Here is an 18057-nt window from a genome sequence, read left to right on the forward strand (position 1 = left end):
TCAACTCTTGGTAGTGGTGGGTTGGGTCCAGTCCTCGAGGACTAGGCCAGGCACGCGGGCAAATTCGCGGGTGTTGTTCGTGACCAGCACACACCCAGCGGCCAGGGCGTGGCCGGCAATGGCTGCATCGTTGTTGCCAATGGGCGTGCCCAGGCGGGCGAGGGTAGTGCGGATCTGTGTTGTTTGATCCACGGCGGCGGCGTCCCAAGACAGGATGGCGTCCAGTCGCTGGACGAAGGCGTTGACCATCGCAGCCACCTTGGGCGATGCCTTGGGGTTGGCGGCCCCGAAACGCATTTCGGAGTAGGTAATTGCTGAAACGACTATCCGGTGCTGGTGGATAACTGCTTGTTCCAGCTTGGCCAGTACCGCCTCGGGGCGTTCGCGCATGATGAACGAACAGATGTTCGTATCGAGCATGTACGTCTTTTTGCTCATGTGAAGTCACCCAGGAAACGGCCTTCCTCGATCACGTCCTTCCGCTCGGTCAGAAAGTCAGGATCTGCGGGAGCCACTTCGCGCAGCGATGCCCAGGAGGGGCGCACAGGGCGAAGGATCAGGGTTTCACCATCGCGGATAATCTCCAGCTCGGAAACGCCCTGGTACTCCATATCCCGAGGGATACGGATCGCCTGGTTTCGGCTGTTCATGAAAATGGAAACGGTACGCATGGGAACCTCCTACAAGTTGAAACACGTTGAGCCGGTGATGGTGCTGCCGCGCTCGATGCCGAGGTTTGCAAACTGCCCGCGTGGAACCTCGATAATGGCCAGGGCGGGCCGTAATGATGAATGCTTGGTGGTCGTGTGTGGCTCCAGCTCCTGCACGCTCTGGATAACCCCGTCTGCCCCGATCCAAGCGGCCTCTAACAGGGCTGGTGTGTTCTTCATCCATACAAACCGCACTGCCGGCGTAGTCCAGAGAAACAGCATGCCGCGCCCTGGATCTGCCCGACCGGTGAGGCCCTGCGCCTGTGCGGCTTCGGTGGTGGCCACGGGTAGGTCGAGGGTCGCGCCATTCTGGAACGACAACCGGCAGTCGGCGCTATGAGCCGGAGCGGTGAGCACGGACCCCAAAAGCAATGCAGGTAAGCAGCGGTTGAGCATCGGAACCTCCCTCAATCTCTGAGAGAATCCTAGCATATGGCGAGCATATGTCAATTGAGCAATTGAGCGTGTTGGGGTGCGTCGTTATACTGCGGTCATGCGCTCCTTCGCAGAGCACTAGAGGCCCGTTTGCATTGCCGTGCAGCGGGCTTCGCCATTTCTGGCCCTCCTGTAATCCCCTTCCCAAGAATCCCTGAATCTTCGTAGAGCCTGGTGCGCGTGGCTGACTAGCGAGGCTTGCCCGAGTCTGTCCGTTGCGAGCGGCTGGCCGCTGCCGGCAGGCAAAAAAAAGCCCGCACCGCGGGCTTGGGCTAGGTCGATGGCTCGGCCTATTTGCTCTTCTTCGACTGTTGGTCAAGTTGCTTTTCCAAGGCTTCCACTTGGCCCTCGGCGCGTGCGGCGCGGTCCAGGGCCAGGCGTTCGCTTTTGCGTGCCTCGATAGCTTCGGAGTCCTTTTCGTTTGCTCTGGTAACAGCCCGGTGGATCTCCTGGGCGCTGTGCTCCTTCTGGTGCTTCAACTCCAGCTCGGCACGTTGCTCCAGGGCGTTATAGCTGGCCTGTAGCTCGCGGTACAGCGCTGCGGTTTCCTCCAGACCGGCGATCTTGGCGCGAAGATCGTGCAGTTCTGCATCCATGCTGTCAGCCAGCGCAATTGCTTCCTCGGCCTGCTCGCGGATCTGCGCGGCATTCTCTTCGATCACCCGGCGTTTCCCCTCCAGTGCCTGGTCGGCAGCAACGCGGGCCAGGTTCCAGATATCGGCGCCGAAGTTCTCAAGCAACTGCGCCAGGGCAGGCGGTGGTGGGTCGATGAGTGGCTGGGCCTCTTGCTGCTTGCGGTTCTTCCACTCGCTCATGGCCTCCTGAATGGTCGTAAAGCTGCCGACGCCGCCCAGGCGCTTGCGCACGTTGGCCAGGGTGGGCTTAGTGCCGTCTGCGTCCAGTTCGTCGGCGGCCTTCCAGATCATTTCCTTGGTGAGTGCCATGGGGCGTGCTCCTTTGTATGTTGTAGCGTGTAGTATCATACAACATACTACAAAATACAATACAGGCTAACGCGGCCAGTCGGCCTTGTTGGCTCCGCTCCAGCGCGGCGGCACGCCACCGCACCAGAGCGCAGCAGCAGAAACGGGGAGGGGTCGGGTTGGTCTGGTGTGTCGGTTCGTTGTGCGCGGTGCCGGTGTCGAGCGCTACCCGTGAGTTATCCACAAGCCAAGCCAAAACAAGGCCGTTAAAGGTTTAAGTTAAAGGGTTAATACGCGCGCGCGTTGTTAGCGTTTTGCGAGGCCTTGATTTACCTGGGCTGGCGGGTGGTTCTGGTCCCTGGAGTGACGAAATCGGCGGTCCCTGGAGTGACGAACCCCAGTCCCCGGAGTGACGAATCGGCGGTCCCTGGAGTGACGAATTGCGGTCCCCGGAGTGACGAATCGTCTAGGGCGTGAAATTGGGCGCGGTCCCTGGAGTGACGAATGCGCAGATAAAGCCCCCGAAGGGGCTGCGGTACAGTTCAAGCACGCCTGGATCAATAGAGAAAAACCCTTACACATCAGTGGATTGACCCCTTCCGGTCCCTGGAGTGACGAATTGCCATGACTCATGCAGTGGGAGCGGCATTGGCCTTGCGTGGCTTCTTGATACCGCTGCGAGTGGCTTTGAGCAAGGCCGTTTTGCCGGCATTGGACTTGTTGAAGAACAACACCGCGTCTTCGTCGGGCAGATAGGTCATGAAGTAGTCGAGCAAGCTGCCGGCCTCGGCCAGCTCCTTGACCCTGGCGCGAAACTTCTTTTCGGGCTGGGCGCTTCCGACTTTCTTTTGCAGGAGGGCCAGGCCGATTTTCCATTGGCCCTGGTCGCCGCAATGCTTCCGGCAAAGCTCATAGATGCGTTTGGCGATGGCGCTGCGCAGGCCGAAGTAGTCGCCAGGGATCGTCAACACGTCCATGGCCGTTGCAGCGTTGTACGTGGTGTCTGATACCTTGATCCGAATCGCACACATGCGGTTCTTGGCGCCCCTGGTGATGATCTCCACGTCATCGAGCAGGCCAACCCAGCGCCGGCTTCCGTTCCGATCCTTCGTCGATTCGAAGGTGGCTCGCATGCGAGTCCCGGTAAGCCTATCGAACGCCTTGCTAAGCAGCTCGTAGCCGCGTTCGCTGGTGCTGCTGCGGGTAAAGCTCAGAAGTTCATGGGCGGTCGTTTCGATGACCGGCGATACCGGGATTCCAGCGTTGATCGCGGCGACCAGCTTCGACACGCAAAACAGCACAATGTCTTTGTCGTGCTGGGTCGCCCGACCGGCAACGCTGGGAATGATCTCGATCTTGTTCCCGTTGTGCTCGTAGCTGATCTGCCTGGTATCGCCGTCTTCCACGGCGTAGATCGGGTGCTCCATCGTAGGCCGCTCGTCCTTTGGGATCGCTGGCAGGCCGGTAGCTATCCAGAAATCGAGCTGCGTTTCGAGCACAACAACTTGCTTGCGTCCCGCTGAGGCCTTCACCGCTTCGCGCCCTGGTGCCTTGTCCTTCGGCTGCTTGGCTTCTTCGCGTTTCAGTCGTTCCGCCGCCTGCTGGTAGGTTTCGCCTGGTCGTGCTTCGGCCTCGATGCGCTTGCGCCACTTGTCGATGTTGATTGCGTCCTGGCCGACCAAGGGGCCTTTGGTCGCTGGGCGACGTTTCGGCGGTGGCGAGGTGGCCACGTCGGGATCGATATCAAACAACTCATTGGACGACATGCTGGGCCTCCTTGCTCAGATACTTGTAGATGGTGGTTCTGCTGACTTTGAACCTGGCGGCCACGTCGCTGACGGTCGTCAAGGGGTCGGCCAACAGGATCTTGATATCGCGGATCTCCTTCGCCCCGAGCGTCGGTTTACGGCCCCCTTTTCGCCCGCGTGCGCGTGCTGCATCCAGGCCGGCCATGGTGCGTTCGCGGTTCAGCTCGCGCTCGTACTCCGCCAGGGTGGCCAATAAGTTCAACTGCAAACGCCCGCCTGCCGTGCTGGTGTCGATGTGTTCTTTGAGCGATTCAAAGCGAACCTGCATGGCCTCCAGTTGGGCCATGAGTTGGAGCAGGTGGGAGAGGCTTCGACCGAACCGGGAGAGCTGCCAGACGACAACGGTGTCACCTGGGCGCAGCGCCTTTAGCATCTGCTCCAGTTCGGGCCGGTTTGTCTTGGCCCCGCTGATCTGTTCCTCATAGATCCGCGTGCAGCCAGCGGCAATAAGCGCGTCTCGCTGTAGGTCCAGGTTCTGGTCCTGTTTGCTGGTTCGCGCATACCCGATGCGCAGGCCACCCGTCAGTATGTCGAGGGTGGAAGTGTCTTTGCTGTTACGCATCAGCGCCTCCCAGCTCAATAGTTACTGAAAATACGGAGGGTTGAACCTGCCACGACTAACGCTAGAGAGATAGAAAACAGGAGGGGAGAGACGGCTGGAGATCCCAGCACGGAAGCACACCCTGCGCCGACCACGGCTGATCCCATGATGATGCCTGCTAGACCAAAGTCTTCAGAACGGCGGATCGACAGCAATACGACAATAATGCCCCCGCCTATAACGGCCAGGCTGTATTGGTCGCTGAGGCCATATTTACCAGCAAGGAATACCCCAGTAGCGCCGCCACCCAGCTCCACTAGAGCTAGGCCGACTAGACGCCAAATTAGGGGTGCCCGCTGAATTCGGAAAAAATCGTACGCTAAGGTTTTCCGGGCAATCGTAGCGGCCTGAACTTCCCGACCTCCAGCCTGCGGCTCTGCCGCCAGACGTAATCGCCAGTCAGGTTGATGTGCTCCCAGCCCAGCGGCAACAGGTATTGCAGCAGCTCGCCGTCCACCGACTTGCCTCGACCAGCCCCAAGTGATGCGCTCCAGATACATCGTGTTCCATAGCACGATGGCCGTCACCAAGTTTGGGCTTCTGGCTCTGTAGCGCTGCGGCTCGAAGTTCCGATCCTGATTTTGCCTAAAACTGGACACTAGCTATTGTCTTTGAACAACGTCGATACGGTACGGGCAACATGGTCTGCACCGTCACTGATTTCACGCATAATAGTTGTTACAGTTGCGATCTGATCGTTGTTTTCTTCGGCGCTTCTAGCGATGCTGTTCATATCTATATTCAGTTGCTGAGTAAGCTTTCCGTTAGCAGTTACCACATTCTGGATTTCCACGGTGGCACTGCTAGTTCGAGCTGCCAACTGACGAACCTCGTCGGCTACTACAGCAAAGCCTCGGCCCATTTCACCCGCTCGGGCAGCTTCAATTGCGGCGTTAAGTGCTAGTAAGTTAGTTTGTTCTGCCACGCCTTGGATGGTGGTAACAATTTTCTCGATATCTTTAGCCTGAGCATTTAGCTGTGTAATCAAAATAACCGCACCGTTTATTAAATTAAGTGTGCTCTGAGATAATTCAATTGAACTAGCAAGGGACTCCATGCCCCGCACGGAAATTTGAGATGTCTCCTCGGCGGTGGTGAAGGAAAGCTCTGCGGCTTGACGGATTTCATCAGCCTTATGCTTCTGCGAGCTGACGTCGGTGGCAAATTTTAACACTTTCACAACCTGGCCGGCTTCATCAACGACGGGGTTGTAGGTGGCCTCAAGATAGATGGTCTCTCCCGATGCGGTCTTGCGCTCAAATTGCCCGCTGAGAAAAGTTCCTCCCTTTAAACTCTGCCAAAAATTTGTATTTTCTTGATAAAAATTATCGAAACAGAACATTCGGTGGTGTCGACCCTTGATATCGCTGAGGCGATAACCCATAGCACGGAGGAAATTCTCATTTGCATGCAGAATGTCACCGTTAGGTGTGAACTCGATCTCCGCCATCGAGCGGGAGATGGCTGCATGGACGGCTCTTAGTGAGAGTAACTCGTTTTCTCTCTGAGTGACATCTGAGCCAATCTTAATGATTTCAATAACTTTTCCATCTTGATTTTGAACTGGAATATAAGTAGCCTCAATCAATATTAAGTTACCGTCTTTGCGCAGCCGCCTAAATAAACCTGATTGAGGATGGCCGTCAGCCAATTTCTGCCAGAAGCGCGAATAATCAGCTGTGCTAGCATAATTCTTTTCGCAGAAAATTCTGTGGTGCTGCCCTGCTATTTCTTCGAGTTTGTAACCAAGCATCTCTAGAAAGATATTGCTCGCATAGATTACGCTCCCGTCTGGCCTGAATCTGATTTCCGCGACATTTCGATTTATTGAATCAAGCTGCCACTGTAGTTCTGAGAGCTTATTTTCTGTGTCCAGCAGTTGTTTGTTTTTATTGAAAAACATAATCATTACCTTTGCGCAAATAAAATAATACTTGGGGCCTAATTTATACTGTATCGGTTAGCGCAACCGCTTCTTGAGAGCATAGCTCTTTATAGTTGGTAAATTAGCGATTTGCAGCCATGTGTCATATTGAGCTATGCCCTAACTGGGCGTCAGGCCGGAACCTTGGGCAGTGTCAGAATAGGGCCGATTCCAGCATTTTCTGACGACTCGCCTGCAACCTCTAGGGCCTCAACCTGACAGGCCGCACGCTTAGCGTACGATTTTGTCCGTTTTCTCTATCGTCCCCAAATTAGGCTGGTATCGAGTGATAGCTTTTCTGCCATATCAACTACTCCGTGTCGTTTGGGAGGGGTTGTTTCCGAACACCTAATGTTCACATAGAAAAGTTTACGGGAAAGTTTACAGTTTTGCCCCAAAAAAAACGCCCCTGGGCGCTTTTTTTGATGTGTGCAGCAAACGACCGTTTACTGCACAGCCATTTGCCGGTGTCTACGCGGCTTTCTCTGCGACAACGGTGCAGTGGTCCAGGGACACCGCGCCCGAAACATCCTCCACCATGATGACCGCCTGGCAGCACATGACGAATGCACGGCCACAGGTTTTGGTCTGGATCGTCTCGCCCGAGCCAAGCAACTCTTCATAAGTCACGGTGACGCTTACTTTGTGCTGGGCGTTCCAGTCGTAACACTGGATCTTGGCTGCATCCTCCTGCTCGCGCAGGGTCATATTTGGGCGCATCGGTTTCGGCATAACGGCAGTCCTATGTAGGTGGGTTCTGTGTAGAGATCGCTTGGCGTAGCGCTGACTCGGCAGCGCTATCGTCCATGTCCATGTAGTAAGCATCCGCCACCAGCTCGTCGATCTCGCGGGCGCTCACATTAGCATCGAGCGCGGCGCGTAGCAGGCCGGCGTCGAGTCGGTCGTACTTGTAGGCCATGGCCAGCGCCGGGTTGTCCTGGGCGTTGTTGGCCATGAAGAAGCCGTAGGAAAACCCTTCCGGGGTTGCGCTGCGGGCGTTCTTGGTAGCGAGGCGGTTACCGCCGAATTTGCGGTGCATCTTCGAGCCGTCCGAAGCCTCGACCGGGGCAATGGGCAGGTTTGCATTGAAGCGGCCCCAAAGCAGGGTTTTCTTCGTGTACGGGTCGCCCAGGTGGTGCGGGTCGAAGGCCAGGCGCCACGGCGGTAGACCGCCCAACTTCTCGATCCGGCCTACCGGGTTCTCGATGGCCCATACGGCAGGCCGGAAATATTCAATGGTGCGCAATGTCTGGTGAACGAGCTGCACGGCGGCAACCGTGCGCCCGTCTGCATCTTTGGCTGCGAAGTGTCGGGCGCCACTGGTGGCGAATTCGGTGCACGGGCACGCGGCGAGGATGGCGTAGATATCCAAGCCGTCGAAGTCACCAAACCAGTCACCGAAGAAGCCGGCGCCGAACTCGTTTACGTCGCCGGTAACGGGGTTGTCCTGTATGTCGAAGCGCAGGACCTGGTAGCCGGCATCCTCCCACGGCTGCGACCACTGCCCGGTGTGGTCGAACAGCGACAGCACTACCTTGTCGGCATTGGCCCGCCCTTCGCCCTGGGCGAAGGCGTGGCGCTTCCACTCGGCAATTCGGGCATGGGCGGCGGCCTGGTCAAGCCAGCCATGTGACCGGGTGTGGCGGGCCACCTTGTCGGCCAGGCGCACGATCTCGGACGGCCTGGGCGCGTCGAACAAGTGGTGCTCCAGCTCGCCCGAGTTCATGGCGCTGAACTCGGCGGCGATCTGGCTTAGCTCGAAGTCGTCAACGCCCAGGGCCTGGCCGGTGAACAGCCCAGGCTGTGCTGGGCGGATCTGCGTGCTGAGCATGGTTCACTCCCCCTTGAAGTAGTCGGGGCGCTGCTCCAGCTCGCGGGCGATCAACTCGTCTGCGAACAGCGGCGCGGCCTTCTCGATGCGCTTGGCCATCTTCTGCTTGCGTACCCGGCCTTTGGCTTCGGCACTCCAGCGCTTGACGGCGCGGGACTGTGGGAAGTCCAGGCAAACACCGTAACCCTCGGGGCGGCGCTTCCATGCCAGGTGCATTTCTTCCGGCATCCGCGTCCCCGCTGGGGCCTCGATCACCAGCAATTCAAAGTCGCCAGGGCAGGGCTGGTGCGGCAGGCACCACCGAAGGGAGTAGCGCCACATGGGCGCTACGTGCTGGCTGGCGGGAGCCATCAGGCGTAATCCCACTTGGCCTGATCCCAACCGGGAAGCTTGCGCTGTGCCGACTGGCGAATGGCGTGCAGGGTGCGAAACGCAGGGGTCGAGTAGTAGTCGCTGGCCTCGCTCGACTGGTGCTCCAGGCATTCGATCAGCTTGAGCACTTCCAGGGCCGAGAGCCGGCGCACGTCGGTGTCCAGCAGGAACAGCTTGTCGGGGGTGTTTTCGCGGGGGTAGCGGACCCGCACGGAACGCACGTTTTCATCCAGCAATTGCTGGCCCTGAGCCTCAAGGATCTCGCGGGCTTCGCGGCCTGGCCTGCCGATGCAGGTGAACATGAGGATGGCCGAAATGTGGAAACGATCGACAACGTAAGCGCTCATTGGTGTATCTCCTTCGCAGATTCCCCGGAGCGGTTGCCGCCGCTGGTTTCCGGGGTGTCGAGGCGGTATTGCTTCGACGTGGTTAGTATCTCAAATCGCGGCGCCTTCGTCAACTGTTGGTAAAACATTCTTTGACGAATAATTGACTTGACGCGGCGCGCTTTTCGGAGCTGCTTAGATGCCGAGGTGGGAGCGGGAGGTAAACATCAAGCGCGCCCGCGAAGCGGGTGCAGCCTCGCTTTTGCCCTGGAGCGTGAATCTCCCCCGGTGGATCTGCTCGTCAGCCTTCGGTTGGTCGCGGTAAGCCCCGACTACCCGGAGCTGGGCCGCCGTCATGGGGACCGTGGAATAGCGGAGCGACCGAAGGGAGTGAGCATATGCCGCGAAAGCCCCTTGACGGCATAGGCCCAGCGGAGGGTAGGCGAATAGGGCTGATAGCGGCCAGCCGGAGGGTGATGAGCACACCCAGGACGCGCAGGGGCGGCAAGGTGGCCAGCAGGCCGCCGCGCAGGCCGACAGGCCGGAGGGCAAGCGGAGCGCGCAGCGCCTGGCAGGCCAGGTGCGAAGTAGGAAAGCCGTGGTCAAGGTTTCGCACGGGCAAGAAAAAGCCCGCTTACGCGGGCTTTTGCGGAGGCTTATCGCCGTGGGTTGGTGTGCAGGCCCCAGCCGTACACGGGGGGTTGGTCGCTGATGCGAATGCCGCGTGTGTCTTCGCAAATCCGACCCGCGACTACTGCGCCTGGTGAGTAGATCTGACCGCCCAGCAGGCAGCCACGGGCAGGAGCTGGGGCAGGGCGGTTTGCCTTCGCTTCCAGGGCGGCGAGCTGGGCCGAAATGTTGACCAGACCTTGATTGACTTGGTGAAGCTGCTCGTTGGTCTGATCCACCTGTTTCGACGTGGCGCAGCCAGTTAGGCCAACGCTGGCCAGCAGCAATGCCGGCAGTAGTTTGGTGAACGTGCGAGTCCTGTTTCCCATAGAGATTTCCTTAACGTGTCTTGCCGAACATTGAAATGATCGGGCTGATGGTGCCTTGGTTTTTGTCCGAGCCTGGGCAGGAGTTCAAGAACTCTTCCCTGGCCCGGGCTGTGGCCTCGGCTTTGAATTTGCCCTTCTTCTTGACGACGATTGAGAAGAAGTCGGATATCGCCCCACTGCAATCGCTGTCTGCCAGCGAGCCGCCCTTGAGGCCTGCTTTGCCTGCCATGCACATCATGGTCTTGCACGGGTCACGGGCTTCTGCGGTGCCTACCAGTGCCAGGCTGGCCAAGAAGGCAACGACGACCGTTGATCGTTTCATATGACTACTCTCCTTTTAGTCTGTGCTCGATGTGGAAAAATGCGCGGGCCAGGCGGTCGTAGCCGCCCGAGGCGGCAAGGAAGGCGATCAAACCGACTATGGACAGCACAACCAGCTTTGGATCAGGCCAGCCATTGGCGGCCTGGATCACGAACACCACTAGCATCGACACGGCGCCGAACGTCAGCACTAGGCTGATGGGGCGGCGCACAAGCCAAAGCAGCCTGCCTGCGAGGCCGAACAGGTTGCCGGTGGTGATACGCAAAGCATCGATGGCGAAGCGTTTAGCGCCCGAGGCAGCCTTTGCCAAGAACGACGGTTGCTCACCGTTCGCTGCTCGATCCTTTGTGGCCACAGTGCGGATCTTCTGCACCTGGCGGTTCCGCTTTCTGCCTGCGGGCAGCTCAACAACTTCGCCCATATTTCAGTCCTCCTTTTCCTGTATCTCGAATTCCGCGAGCTGTCTGCCGGCGTCCAGATACTCCTTCAACCAAGCGGGGCGCTTACCCCTGCCGCTCCACGTATGAAACGGGTTGCCTGGATCTCTGTATCTGGCCTGGCCTCGCGGTGGTCTTTCTCCCAATGGAACGAATTCCAGTTCGCGTGTCGTGGGCACGGATTTCGATTTCCCCGCTGATTTGCTCTTGTCGGCATCTTTGTCGTCGCATTCGCTTGACATGTTCTCAACTGCCCTCATAATAGCGGTTACTCACTGAAATTGCAATTTCAAGGACAAACGGAATGGCCAACCATCAACCCCTCACCGCTGTCATTGCCCTTGCGCTCGTCGCCGCCGGTAATCCATTGCTGGCCAATGCGAACGGTAAATTGTCGATGAGTGTCATGGCTTTGGCAAAGCAATGTGCGCCGAACGTGGCGCCTGAGACGGTCGGTTATTTGGTTAGCTGCGGATTTCGGTGAACGTGACCGAGCGTTTCGCTAATACGTGACCGGTGCTTCCACCCCGGTTGCGCGGGTTCTGGATTGTAATCGCATCGGTCACGATGCGGCTTGTTCCTCGGCTTTTTTTCGGCGCAGCGACTCGCCTTTCATCGTCAGTCGGTAGGCGTTGTGCACCAGGCGGTCGAGGATGGCATCGGCCAGGGTCGGGTCGTTGATCCAGCCGTGCCAGTGCTCGATGGGCAGTTGGCTCGTCAGGATGGTGGAGCGGCTGCCAGCGCGGTCGTCGATCACCTCCAGCAGGTCATGCCGGGCTCCTTCCTCCAGCGGGGCTAGCGCCCAGTCGTCCAGCACCAGGACGTCGACCTTTGCCAGCTGTTGCAGGGTACGGCCGAAGCTGCCGTCGCCATGAGCGATGCGCAGTTGTTCCAGCAGGCGCGGGGTGCGCAGGTACAGGGTGCTATAGCCCTGGCGGCAGGCCTGGTTGCCCAGGGCGCAGGCCAGCCAGGTTTTGCCGGCACCGGTCGGGCCGGTCAGCAGCAGGTTGTGCTGCTGGCGGATCCAGTCGCCACTGGCCAGGGTGGCGATCAGACGCTCGTCCAGGGCGCGTCCGGTGCGGCGGTCGAGATCTTCCAGGCAGGCGTTGGCGTACTTGAGCTTGGCCTTCTTGCGCAGCCGTACCAGGCGCTGGTTGTCACGCCAGGCCAGTTCGCGGTCGAGCAGTAGGCCGAGGCGTTCATCGAAGCTCAGGCTGTGGCTGGCCGGCAGCGTCCATTGCTCTTCCAGGGCGCGGGCCATGCCGTCCAGGCGTAGCTGGTGCAGTTGATTCAGGGTGTGTTGCGGCATCATCGAACAGCTCCTGTTGCGGGGGTTGGTAGTAGTCGGCGCCACGGACGTTCTCGTGGTCGCCGGGTAAGGTCGTTTCGGCGGCACGCTGGGGCAGCGGCTGTTGATCCAGGCCTTGCTGGAGCAGGTTGCGCACGCTGCGCCCGGTGAAGGCGCGCAGGTGTACGGCACGTTCGGCAGCGGCTTCCAGGCGTGCATTGCCATAGCGCCGGGCCAGCGAGAGCAGGCCGAGGCAGGCGCGGTAGCCCATCTCCGGGTGCGGCTTGTGGGTCAGTTGGTGATCGATCAGTTGGCGCGTGTAGGGGCCGATCCGCGCGCCCCAGTCGAGCAGGCGTTGTGGCGTCCATTCGCGATGCGCCTGGTGCGCCGCGGGCATGTGCTCGCGCTGGGTACTGTAAGCGCCGCGTCGCCCCAGCAGCAGGTGGCTGGCCACCCGCCGGTTGCCATGCAGCACTTCCAGGGTGTGTGCCGTCAGTCGCACGTCCACGTTCTGCCGGGCCAGGGCGGAGGGCACGCTGTAGAAGCTGCCATTGACCTCGATGTGGTAGTCGATGCTGACCTTGCAGCGCTTGAAGGTGGCGACCTCGTAGGGATGCACCGGCAGCGCTCGCAAGGCCGGGCGATCCAGGCGCTCGAACCAGTCGCGCCGGCAGCCATCGAGCCGCTTGAACGGGCGCCGATTCAGATCCTCCAGCAGCTCGGCGATGGCCTGGTTAAGCGCATGCAGGCTGAAGAACTGCCGATGGCGCAGCCGCGCCATGATCCAGCGCTCGACCACCTGCACCGCCACCTCGGCCTTGGCCTTGTCCTGAGGCTTGCGTGGCCGTGCCGGCAGGATCACCGTCTGGTAATGACGCGCGCACTCCAGCGTGGCCCGGTTCAGGCCCGGCTCGTAGCGATCCGGCTGGGCGACCAGGGCGCGCGGATTGTCCGGCACAACCATTTCCGGCACGCCGCCAAAGTAGGTCAGAGCCTGGCCCAGCGAGGTCAGCCAGTCCACCTGGGTTTCGCCTGGCGTCGCGCAGGCATAGGTGTAATTCGAGGCGCCCAGGGCGGCGACGAAGATGTGCGCCCGGCGCACTTCGCCGGTGGCCGGGTCGACCACCGGCAGCGTCGGCCCGGCATAGTCGATGAATAGCTTCTCGCCCGCACGGTGCAGCTGACGCATCGAACGTTTGAGCGTCTGGGCGTAGCGCCGGTAGTGCTCGACGAACTGGGTGTAGCGGTAGGTCGGCTGGCCCGCATGCGCGGCGAGATATTCCTCCCACAGCAGCTGCAAGGTCACGCCCTTGCGTCGCAACTCGCGGTGGATGCTCAGCACATCGGGCAGCACTCGCTCACCGCGCGGCTTGTTCGTCGACGTCGGTGCAAACAAGGCGGCCGCCAGCGCGGCCTCGTCCATGGCCACCAGCGCCGGCCAGTCCAGCCCGGCCACCCGCGCCGCCGCGATGTACTTGCTAACCACGCCCTTGGACAGCTGCAAGGCACGGGCAATCTTCTCGTGGGACAAGCCGGCCTCAAACTTGAGGCGCAGACATTCTTTGATGTTTCGCATGGCTACTCGCGGCGCCGCCATCTTCCTCTCCCGAAATCGGTCGAGGATGGCGGCGCATCAGGTCATGCGCAACGAAGGGGAAGGCTTTCGCTAAGTCGTGACCGGCGATTTCGGTAAGCCGTGACCACCTGTTTCGGAACAGGCGGAAAATCGGTCACGTTGCTACCGAAATGAGCGGTCACGCGTTAGCGAAATGACCGGTCACGATCAACCGAAACGGCCGGTCACGGTGCTCCGAAATCCGCAGTTAGCCATGAGTCGAGAAATAACCCATTTGCAGTCCATGTAAACGGCGTGCCCTGGAGTAAGCAGCCAAAGACAGAAACCTTCGAGGACGCGAAGGCAGTAGTCGAAAAGCTTGCTCGCGAAGGCGCCAGTTTCGATACCGGCTATGGGCAAATCTGGTCGGGGAACTTGGCAGCGTTAGGGGTTTCTGCTGTGGACATGCTTGAGCCGTGTAAGAATCTGGCCGCCCTGGACCGAATCTTGTCGGACTGCTACCGGGCCGCTGTAGCGACTAATCAGGAGGGGCAGGCTGCATTACGCCATGCCCTTAGTTGCTACAACACCGGCAATCAGCGGGACGGTTTCACGAACGGATATGTGGGAAAGATTCTGGCTGTGGCTCAAGCCAATAACACATTGAAAGTGCCTGCGCTGCGCGTCGATGGAGTGGAGAGTGAAGGCGGCCAGGTGGGGAGTAGCGTTGAGCAGGAGAACGCGCTACCCGCTGAAAACGCAAGGTTAGGTCGGTCTGGTGGGTTCGATGATTCAACCCCGGACGGATTTGCCAACAGCACTCAAGACGGTTTCGAGGTGATGGCGCGGCAACATGACGGAGCGCCAAATGAAGGTCTTTCTCATCCAGCAAAAACAATTAGAGGACATGAGCAGCAAGAAGAAATTAATACGGACATGGATTCAGAGGTTGGAAGAAAAGAAATGGCTTCCACTCTTTGAAGTCATTAGCGACGACGGGCAAACGGTGTGCTGTTCGTTGCGTGTAAAGGATACAGGGGAGGTTAGAACGTGGGCTGATCTTCGACTGTTGGCCGAGTGGCTGAGGGAAAAGCTAAGCATCGAACGGTGTGAGCTTCTATTAACGGACTTTGATTTACCAGTAACGGAGTGAAATATGGACAAACTGAATGTTGGTGTAAACGGCAAGAAACTGGGCATGGTCTGCATGGTTCTGCTGTGTATCTTCGGGTCGAGTCTGGCCCAAGCAGCGGGGGTTGATACGGCGAACTCTTCGCTGAACTCGATGAAAACCTGGCTCGATACGTGGATTCCGCTTGCCTGCGCCGTGGTACTGGCGGTGCTGTGCATCCTCTGGTGGGCGCACGTTGTTCGCGCTGACTTCGCTACCCGTGGCGCCCTGGCAATGATCGGTGCTGGCTCTGCCAGTTACATCGTCAGTTTCTTCTTCGGCTAATACCAGAAGGGCGGGGCCTTTTGGTCCCGCCCTTGGGAGGTTATCGAATTGAATTTCTCACAAGGACGGTTCCCCTTGTTCAAAGGGGCAACTCGGTTGCCGACCTTAGCTGGTGTGCCTCGAACTGTGTTGCTAGTCACCTTCATGTTCTGCGGCGCGTTGTTCCAGTTCATCCACCTGTGGGCCATTGGGGTGTTCGTATTCCTGTTTGTCATCGAATGGTGCATCACCAAGCACGATGACCGAGCTTTTCGGATTCTCTACCTGGCTTGGAAAACCAAGATTGTGAACAGGTCTGAATCGTCATTTACGAACTTGTGGGGTGGGTCTAGCTACTCGCCCAGGGACTACGGAGATAAAGACTAATGGCCGTAAACAGCCCGTGATGTAAAGAGCGTAAAAAAATTCACGAAGGAACCAGCCTTCAAAAAATTCCTACCGTATCAGCATCACATCACCGACCACGTAATCAGCACGGAAAACGGTGAGCTGCTGACGATGTTCAAAACTGCGCGGGCGCACGCATGACTGCGCCTCGGATCTCGACCTGATCCGCTGGCACCGCGACCTGAACACCATGTTCAGGCAGATCAGCACCGAGCACGTCAAATACTGGACCCATCAGCATCACCGCCGAGGTCAACGACTACCCGGAAACGGAGTGGAACCTGGCGTTCGCCCAACACTTTGACGACAGCTACCGCAAGAGCTTCCAGTCCAAGCCGCTGATGGTGGAATGATCTCTACCTCCACGGTGGTTTACAACCCTGTTGGTGATCTGGCGCAAAAGGTCTTTTCCAAGATGGAGCGCCCTACCCGCGAGGAGTTGGTAGACATGCGTAACGAGGCGTTGAGCGCCTTGGAAGAGATCAGCAGCCGCATCATGCACACGCTCAAGCCTTACGGTATTGAGCGACTGGGCGTCTACTATCGCAACAGCCGCCGGCGAAATCACATTGCCCAGGATCAGGACGATGATTCCTGGCTGGCTGATGAAACCGGGCTTGAGGCTGATGCCTTCGATATCGATCCTGACGACCTGGTTGGCCGATACGGTGGCGAGCGCGCCGGCGCCGGCAGTTCCTGCGCAAGAAAGCGCCGGCAGCCTTCGGGCATTTTCTACTGCCCTGGAATGGCTCTCGTTCCTCATCAACGGCTATTGGCAGCCAGTACCCCGTCTGGCGCTCACAGATACGCACATATTTGATGGAAAGCCGGCCCGTTTCCTCTATTTGGGGCGACATAATCCAGCGCCGCCGCTTCGATGGCGTGGATTACATGGCAGGTGTTGAGATCGTCGATTACGACGATGAGACGGAGCCTGGCCAGCTCAATCTGCTGATGGAAGCAGATTTTGAATACGTGCTGACCCAATCCTATTGCTGCATGTCCCTGGGGGCTGCTCAGTCATTCCTGTCTAACCAGCAGAAATCGATGCTGGAAACAAAGGACAAGGGCAAGTCGCAGATCCGGCAGTTGGAAGACGCCGAGGACGATGTGACCTCGCGGCGGTTCGTCATGGGTTTCCATCATGCGACCATCCACGTTTGGGCAAACACATCGAAAGGCGTACAGAAACTGGCTCGCAAGGCCAAGGGCATGATGACCGACTGCGGTATCAAGGCTGACTCGGTTGGCCTCGCATCCGAGGCTGCCTTTTACGCCATGCTGCCGGCCAACCATGCGTTTGTTCCCCGCCCGGTCCCAGTGAATAGCTGGAACTTCCTGTGTTTCTCGCCGTTTCACGGTTTCATGACTGGCAAGGCGAACAACAACCCATGGGGACCAGCGGTCACGTTGTTCAAGACCACGGCAGGTACGCCGCTGTTCTTCAACTGGCACGTGTCGCCGATGGAAGAACAGTCGTTTGGCAAGCGCCCGCCAGGCCACACCCTTATCCTGGGCCAGACCGGCGCCGGTAAGACGACCCTGCTCAATGCATTGATTACTCAGTCCAGCAAGTTCGAGCCACGGGTGATCTGTTACGACAAAGACCGGGGCATGATGCCGCTGGTGACGTCCTTGGAAGGGCGCTATACCGTGCTGCGCGAGGGTGAATCGACGGGCTGGCAGCCGGCACAAATCGAGCCGACTACCGCCAACGTTGCCATGGTCAAGCGTCTGATCAGGATCTGCGCGGAAACCACGAACGGCGGCCCGATTGAACAGACCGACGTGGAACTCATCGGCAAGGCCGTCGACCATGTGATGGTCAGTGGCCTGGTCGCCAAGGAGCTGCGTTCGTTTTATGCGATCTGGCGCCAGATCCCTGCGGCGGCGCGGGTCAATAACCAGCAGAAATTGTCGCTGGCTGAAATGCTCAAGCCCTGGTGCCGAGGTGGAGAACATGGGTGGTTGTTCGATAACCCGTCCGACGCCTTGACCTTCGACACGCACAAGGTGTTCGGCTTCGACCTGACCGACTTTATCGTGGCCCCGGATCAGCCGGCCCCCCAAGCTCGCACGCCGTTGCTGATGTACCTGTTTTATCGGGTTCGCCTGGCCATCGATGGTAGCTGCCGGGTGATTCAGGTATTTGACGAATTCGCCCAGTATCTGGACGACCCCTACATGGATGTGGAAGTGAAGCGCGGTTTGAAGACCGACCGGAAAAAGGACGCGATCTACGTCTTTTCCACGCAGGAACCAAACGACGCCCTGGAAAGCCGGATCGGCAAAACGATCATGCAGCAGTGCGTCACCAAGATCCTGCTGGAAAACCCGGAAGCTGACCCAGTGGACTACATGAAGGGGTTGAAACTGACCGAGGCGGAATATCAGGCGCTGCTTAACATTCCTGAGTTCAGCCGTCAGTTCTTGGTCAAGCAGGGCAGTCAATCGGCCATTGCCACCATGGATCTGCGCGGGATGGAGAAGGCGATCAGCATCCTCTCGGGCACCCCGGACAATGCGGACCGCCTGGAAAGCATCCTTGCCGCCAATCCAAACGCCAAGCCAGAGGCGTGGCTGCCGAAGTATTGGGAAGCGGTTTTACCCAAGCAACAAAACAGGAGCAACTGACATGGAAAAGTACGTTTTCGCCACTGTGAACACCCAAGACGTGATGCGCC

Annotated in this window: 23 protein-coding genes and 2 pseudogenes; 6 read left to right on the plus strand and 19 right to left on the minus strand. The window is 58.8% G+C overall.

Translation table 11 applies throughout. From position 1 onward, the window contains the following. The 17 genes and pseudogenes from BLV47_RS35030 to BLV47_RS35105 form a co-directional block, all read right to left on the minus strand. Positions 1-438: a PIN domain-containing protein gene (locus BLV47_RS35030; protein ID WP_049289296.1), complete on the minus strand. Its 438-nt coding sequence runs from the start codon at positions 436-438 to the stop codon at positions 1-3. Continuing rightward, the gene (vapB, locus tag BLV47_RS35035) at positions 435-671 is read right to left on the minus strand and encodes a type II toxin-antitoxin system VapB family antitoxin (RefSeq protein WP_049289294.1); all 237 of its coding nucleotides are present in this window, start codon (positions 669-671) and stop codon (positions 435-437) included. The genes BLV47_RS35030 and vapB overlap by 4 nt, the downstream gene beginning before the upstream one ends. A gap of 9 nt (positions 672-680) precedes the next feature. Beyond that, positions 681-1106, minus strand: coding sequence for a DUF192 domain-containing protein (locus tag BLV47_RS35040; RefSeq protein WP_049289293.1), 426 nt, complete (start codon positions 1104-1106; stop codon positions 681-683). Between the two features lie 329 nt (positions 1107-1435). Next, positions 1436-2089, minus strand: coding sequence for a DNA-binding protein (locus tag BLV47_RS35045; RefSeq protein ID WP_049289292.1), 654 nt, complete (start codon positions 2087-2089; stop codon positions 1436-1438). A gap of 608 nt (positions 2090-2697) precedes the next feature. Next, on the minus strand, positions 2698-3834 hold the full coding sequence (locus tag BLV47_RS35050; RefSeq protein WP_092321029.1) for a replication initiator protein A: 1137 nt from the start codon (positions 3832-3834) through the stop codon (positions 2698-2700). Beyond that, a complete protein-coding gene (locus tag BLV47_RS35055) occupies positions 3821-4438 on the minus strand; it encodes a recombinase family protein (RefSeq protein WP_092321030.1) in 618 nt (205 codons plus the stop codon). Before BLV47_RS35055 ends, BLV47_RS35050 begins: the two co-directional genes overlap by 14 nt. Before the next feature lie 358 nt (positions 4439-4796). Beyond that, a pseudogene (locus BLV47_RS35060) lies at positions 4797-5055 on the minus strand (Tn3 family transposase); the annotation flags it as partial. Positions 5056-5075: 20 nt separating this feature from the next. Then, complete coding sequence (locus BLV47_RS37230; protein WP_255260238.1) at positions 5076-5534, minus strand: methyl-accepting chemotaxis protein; 459 nt, start codon at positions 5532-5534, stop codon at positions 5076-5078. A gap of 87 nt (positions 5535-5621) precedes the next feature. Next, positions 5622-6386: pseudogene (locus BLV47_RS37235) on the minus strand (PAS domain-containing protein); the annotation flags it as partial. A gap of 486 nt (positions 6387-6872) precedes the next feature. After that, on the minus strand, positions 6873-7133 hold the full coding sequence (locus BLV47_RS35070; RefSeq protein ID WP_049289301.1) for a hypothetical protein: 261 nt from the start codon (positions 7131-7133) through the stop codon (positions 6873-6875). A gap of 10 nt (positions 7134-7143) precedes the next feature. Beyond that, complete coding sequence (locus BLV47_RS35075) at positions 7144-8232, minus strand: DNA cytosine methyltransferase (protein WP_092321031.1); 1089 nt, start codon at positions 8230-8232, stop codon at positions 7144-7146. A 3-nt stretch (positions 8233-8235) separates the two neighbouring features. After that, positions 8236-8583 carry a theronine dehydrogenase gene (locus BLV47_RS35080; protein ID WP_233462764.1) on the minus strand — a complete coding sequence of 116 codons (348 nt, stop codon included), beginning with the start codon at positions 8581-8583 and terminating at the stop codon, positions 8236-8238. Further along, a complete protein-coding gene (locus BLV47_RS35085) occupies positions 8583-8951 on the minus strand; it encodes a hypothetical protein (RefSeq protein WP_092321032.1) in 369 nt (122 codons plus the stop codon). Before BLV47_RS35085 ends, BLV47_RS35080 begins: the two co-directional genes overlap by 1 nt. A 635-nt stretch (positions 8952-9586) precedes the next feature. Next, complete coding sequence (locus BLV47_RS35090) at positions 9587-9928, minus strand: hypothetical protein (RefSeq protein WP_092321033.1); 342 nt, start codon at positions 9926-9928, stop codon at positions 9587-9589. A 10-nt stretch (positions 9929-9938) separates the two neighbouring features. Continuing rightward, the gene (locus BLV47_RS35095; protein WP_092321034.1) at positions 9939-10250 is read right to left on the minus strand and encodes a TrbM/KikA/MpfK family conjugal transfer protein; all 312 of its coding nucleotides are present in this window, start codon (positions 10248-10250) and stop codon (positions 9939-9941) included. A 4-nt stretch (positions 10251-10254) separates the two neighbouring features. Then, the gene (locus tag BLV47_RS35100; protein WP_092321035.1) at positions 10255-10671 is read right to left on the minus strand and encodes a hypothetical protein; all 417 of its coding nucleotides are present in this window, start codon (positions 10669-10671) and stop codon (positions 10255-10257) included. 3 nt (positions 10672-10674) lie between these two features. Further along, on the minus strand, positions 10675-10947 hold the full coding sequence (locus BLV47_RS35105) for an H-NS histone family protein (protein ID WP_123809516.1): 273 nt from the start codon (positions 10945-10947) through the stop codon (positions 10675-10677). A gap of 44 nt (positions 10948-10991) precedes the next feature. Here BLV47_RS35105 and BLV47_RS35110 point away from each other — a divergent pair, with 44 nt between their 5' ends. Beyond that, positions 10992-11171: a hypothetical protein gene (locus tag BLV47_RS35110; RefSeq protein ID WP_092321036.1), complete on the plus strand. Its 180-nt coding sequence runs from the start codon at positions 10992-10994 to the stop codon at positions 11169-11171. 78 nt (positions 11172-11249) lie between these two features. Here BLV47_RS35110 and istB read toward each other — a convergent pair whose 3' ends face one another. Together istB and istA are read right to left on the minus strand one after the other, a co-directional pair. Then, positions 11250-11999 carry an IS21-like element IS1474 family helper ATPase IstB gene (istB, locus tag BLV47_RS35115; RefSeq protein ID WP_062838242.1) on the minus strand — a complete coding sequence of 250 codons (750 nt, stop codon included), beginning with the start codon at positions 11997-11999 and terminating at the stop codon, positions 11250-11252. Continuing rightward, positions 11887-13572 (minus strand): IS21 family transposase, encoded by a 1686-nt coding sequence (istA, locus tag BLV47_RS35120; RefSeq protein WP_062838241.1) that lies wholly within the window; start codon positions 13570-13572, stop codon positions 11887-11889. Before istA ends, istB begins: the two co-directional genes overlap by 113 nt. A gap of 273 nt (positions 13573-13845) precedes the next feature. Here istA and BLV47_RS35125 point away from each other — a divergent pair, with 273 nt between their 5' ends. The 5 genes from BLV47_RS35125 (at position 13846) to BLV47_RS35145 (ending at position 18007) form a co-directional block, all read left to right on the plus strand. Further along, on the plus strand, positions 13846-14511 hold the full coding sequence (locus tag BLV47_RS35125) for a lytic transglycosylase domain-containing protein (protein ID WP_092321008.1): 666 nt from the start codon (positions 13846-13848) through the stop codon (positions 14509-14511). Between the two features lie 175 nt (positions 14512-14686). Next, complete coding sequence (locus tag BLV47_RS35130) at positions 14687-14986, plus strand: TrbC/VirB2 family protein (RefSeq protein WP_092321009.1); 300 nt, start codon at positions 14687-14689, stop codon at positions 14984-14986. 75 nt (positions 14987-15061) lie between these two features. Then, entirely contained in the window at positions 15062-15352 is a 291-nt protein-coding gene (locus BLV47_RS35135; protein WP_092321010.1) for a VirB3 family type IV secretion system protein, read from the plus strand. A gap of 370 nt (positions 15353-15722) precedes the next feature. Further along, positions 15723-16193, plus strand: a complete 471-nt coding sequence (locus tag BLV47_RS35140; protein WP_092321037.1) for a hypothetical protein — start codon at positions 15723-15725, stop codon at positions 16191-16193. Continuing rightward, the gene (locus BLV47_RS35145) at positions 16193-18007 is read left to right on the plus strand and encodes a VirB4 family type IV secretion/conjugal transfer ATPase (RefSeq protein WP_092321038.1); all 1815 of its coding nucleotides are present in this window, start codon (positions 16193-16195) and stop codon (positions 18005-18007) included. Before BLV47_RS35140 ends, BLV47_RS35145 begins: the two co-directional genes overlap by 1 nt. Positions 18008-18057 lie beyond the last annotated feature (50 nt).

The sequence above is a fragment of the Pseudomonas saponiphila genome, from assembly GCF_900105185.1.
In the GTDB taxonomy this organism is placed as follows: Bacteria; Pseudomonadota; Gammaproteobacteria; order Pseudomonadales; family Pseudomonadaceae; genus Aquipseudomonas; species Aquipseudomonas saponiphila.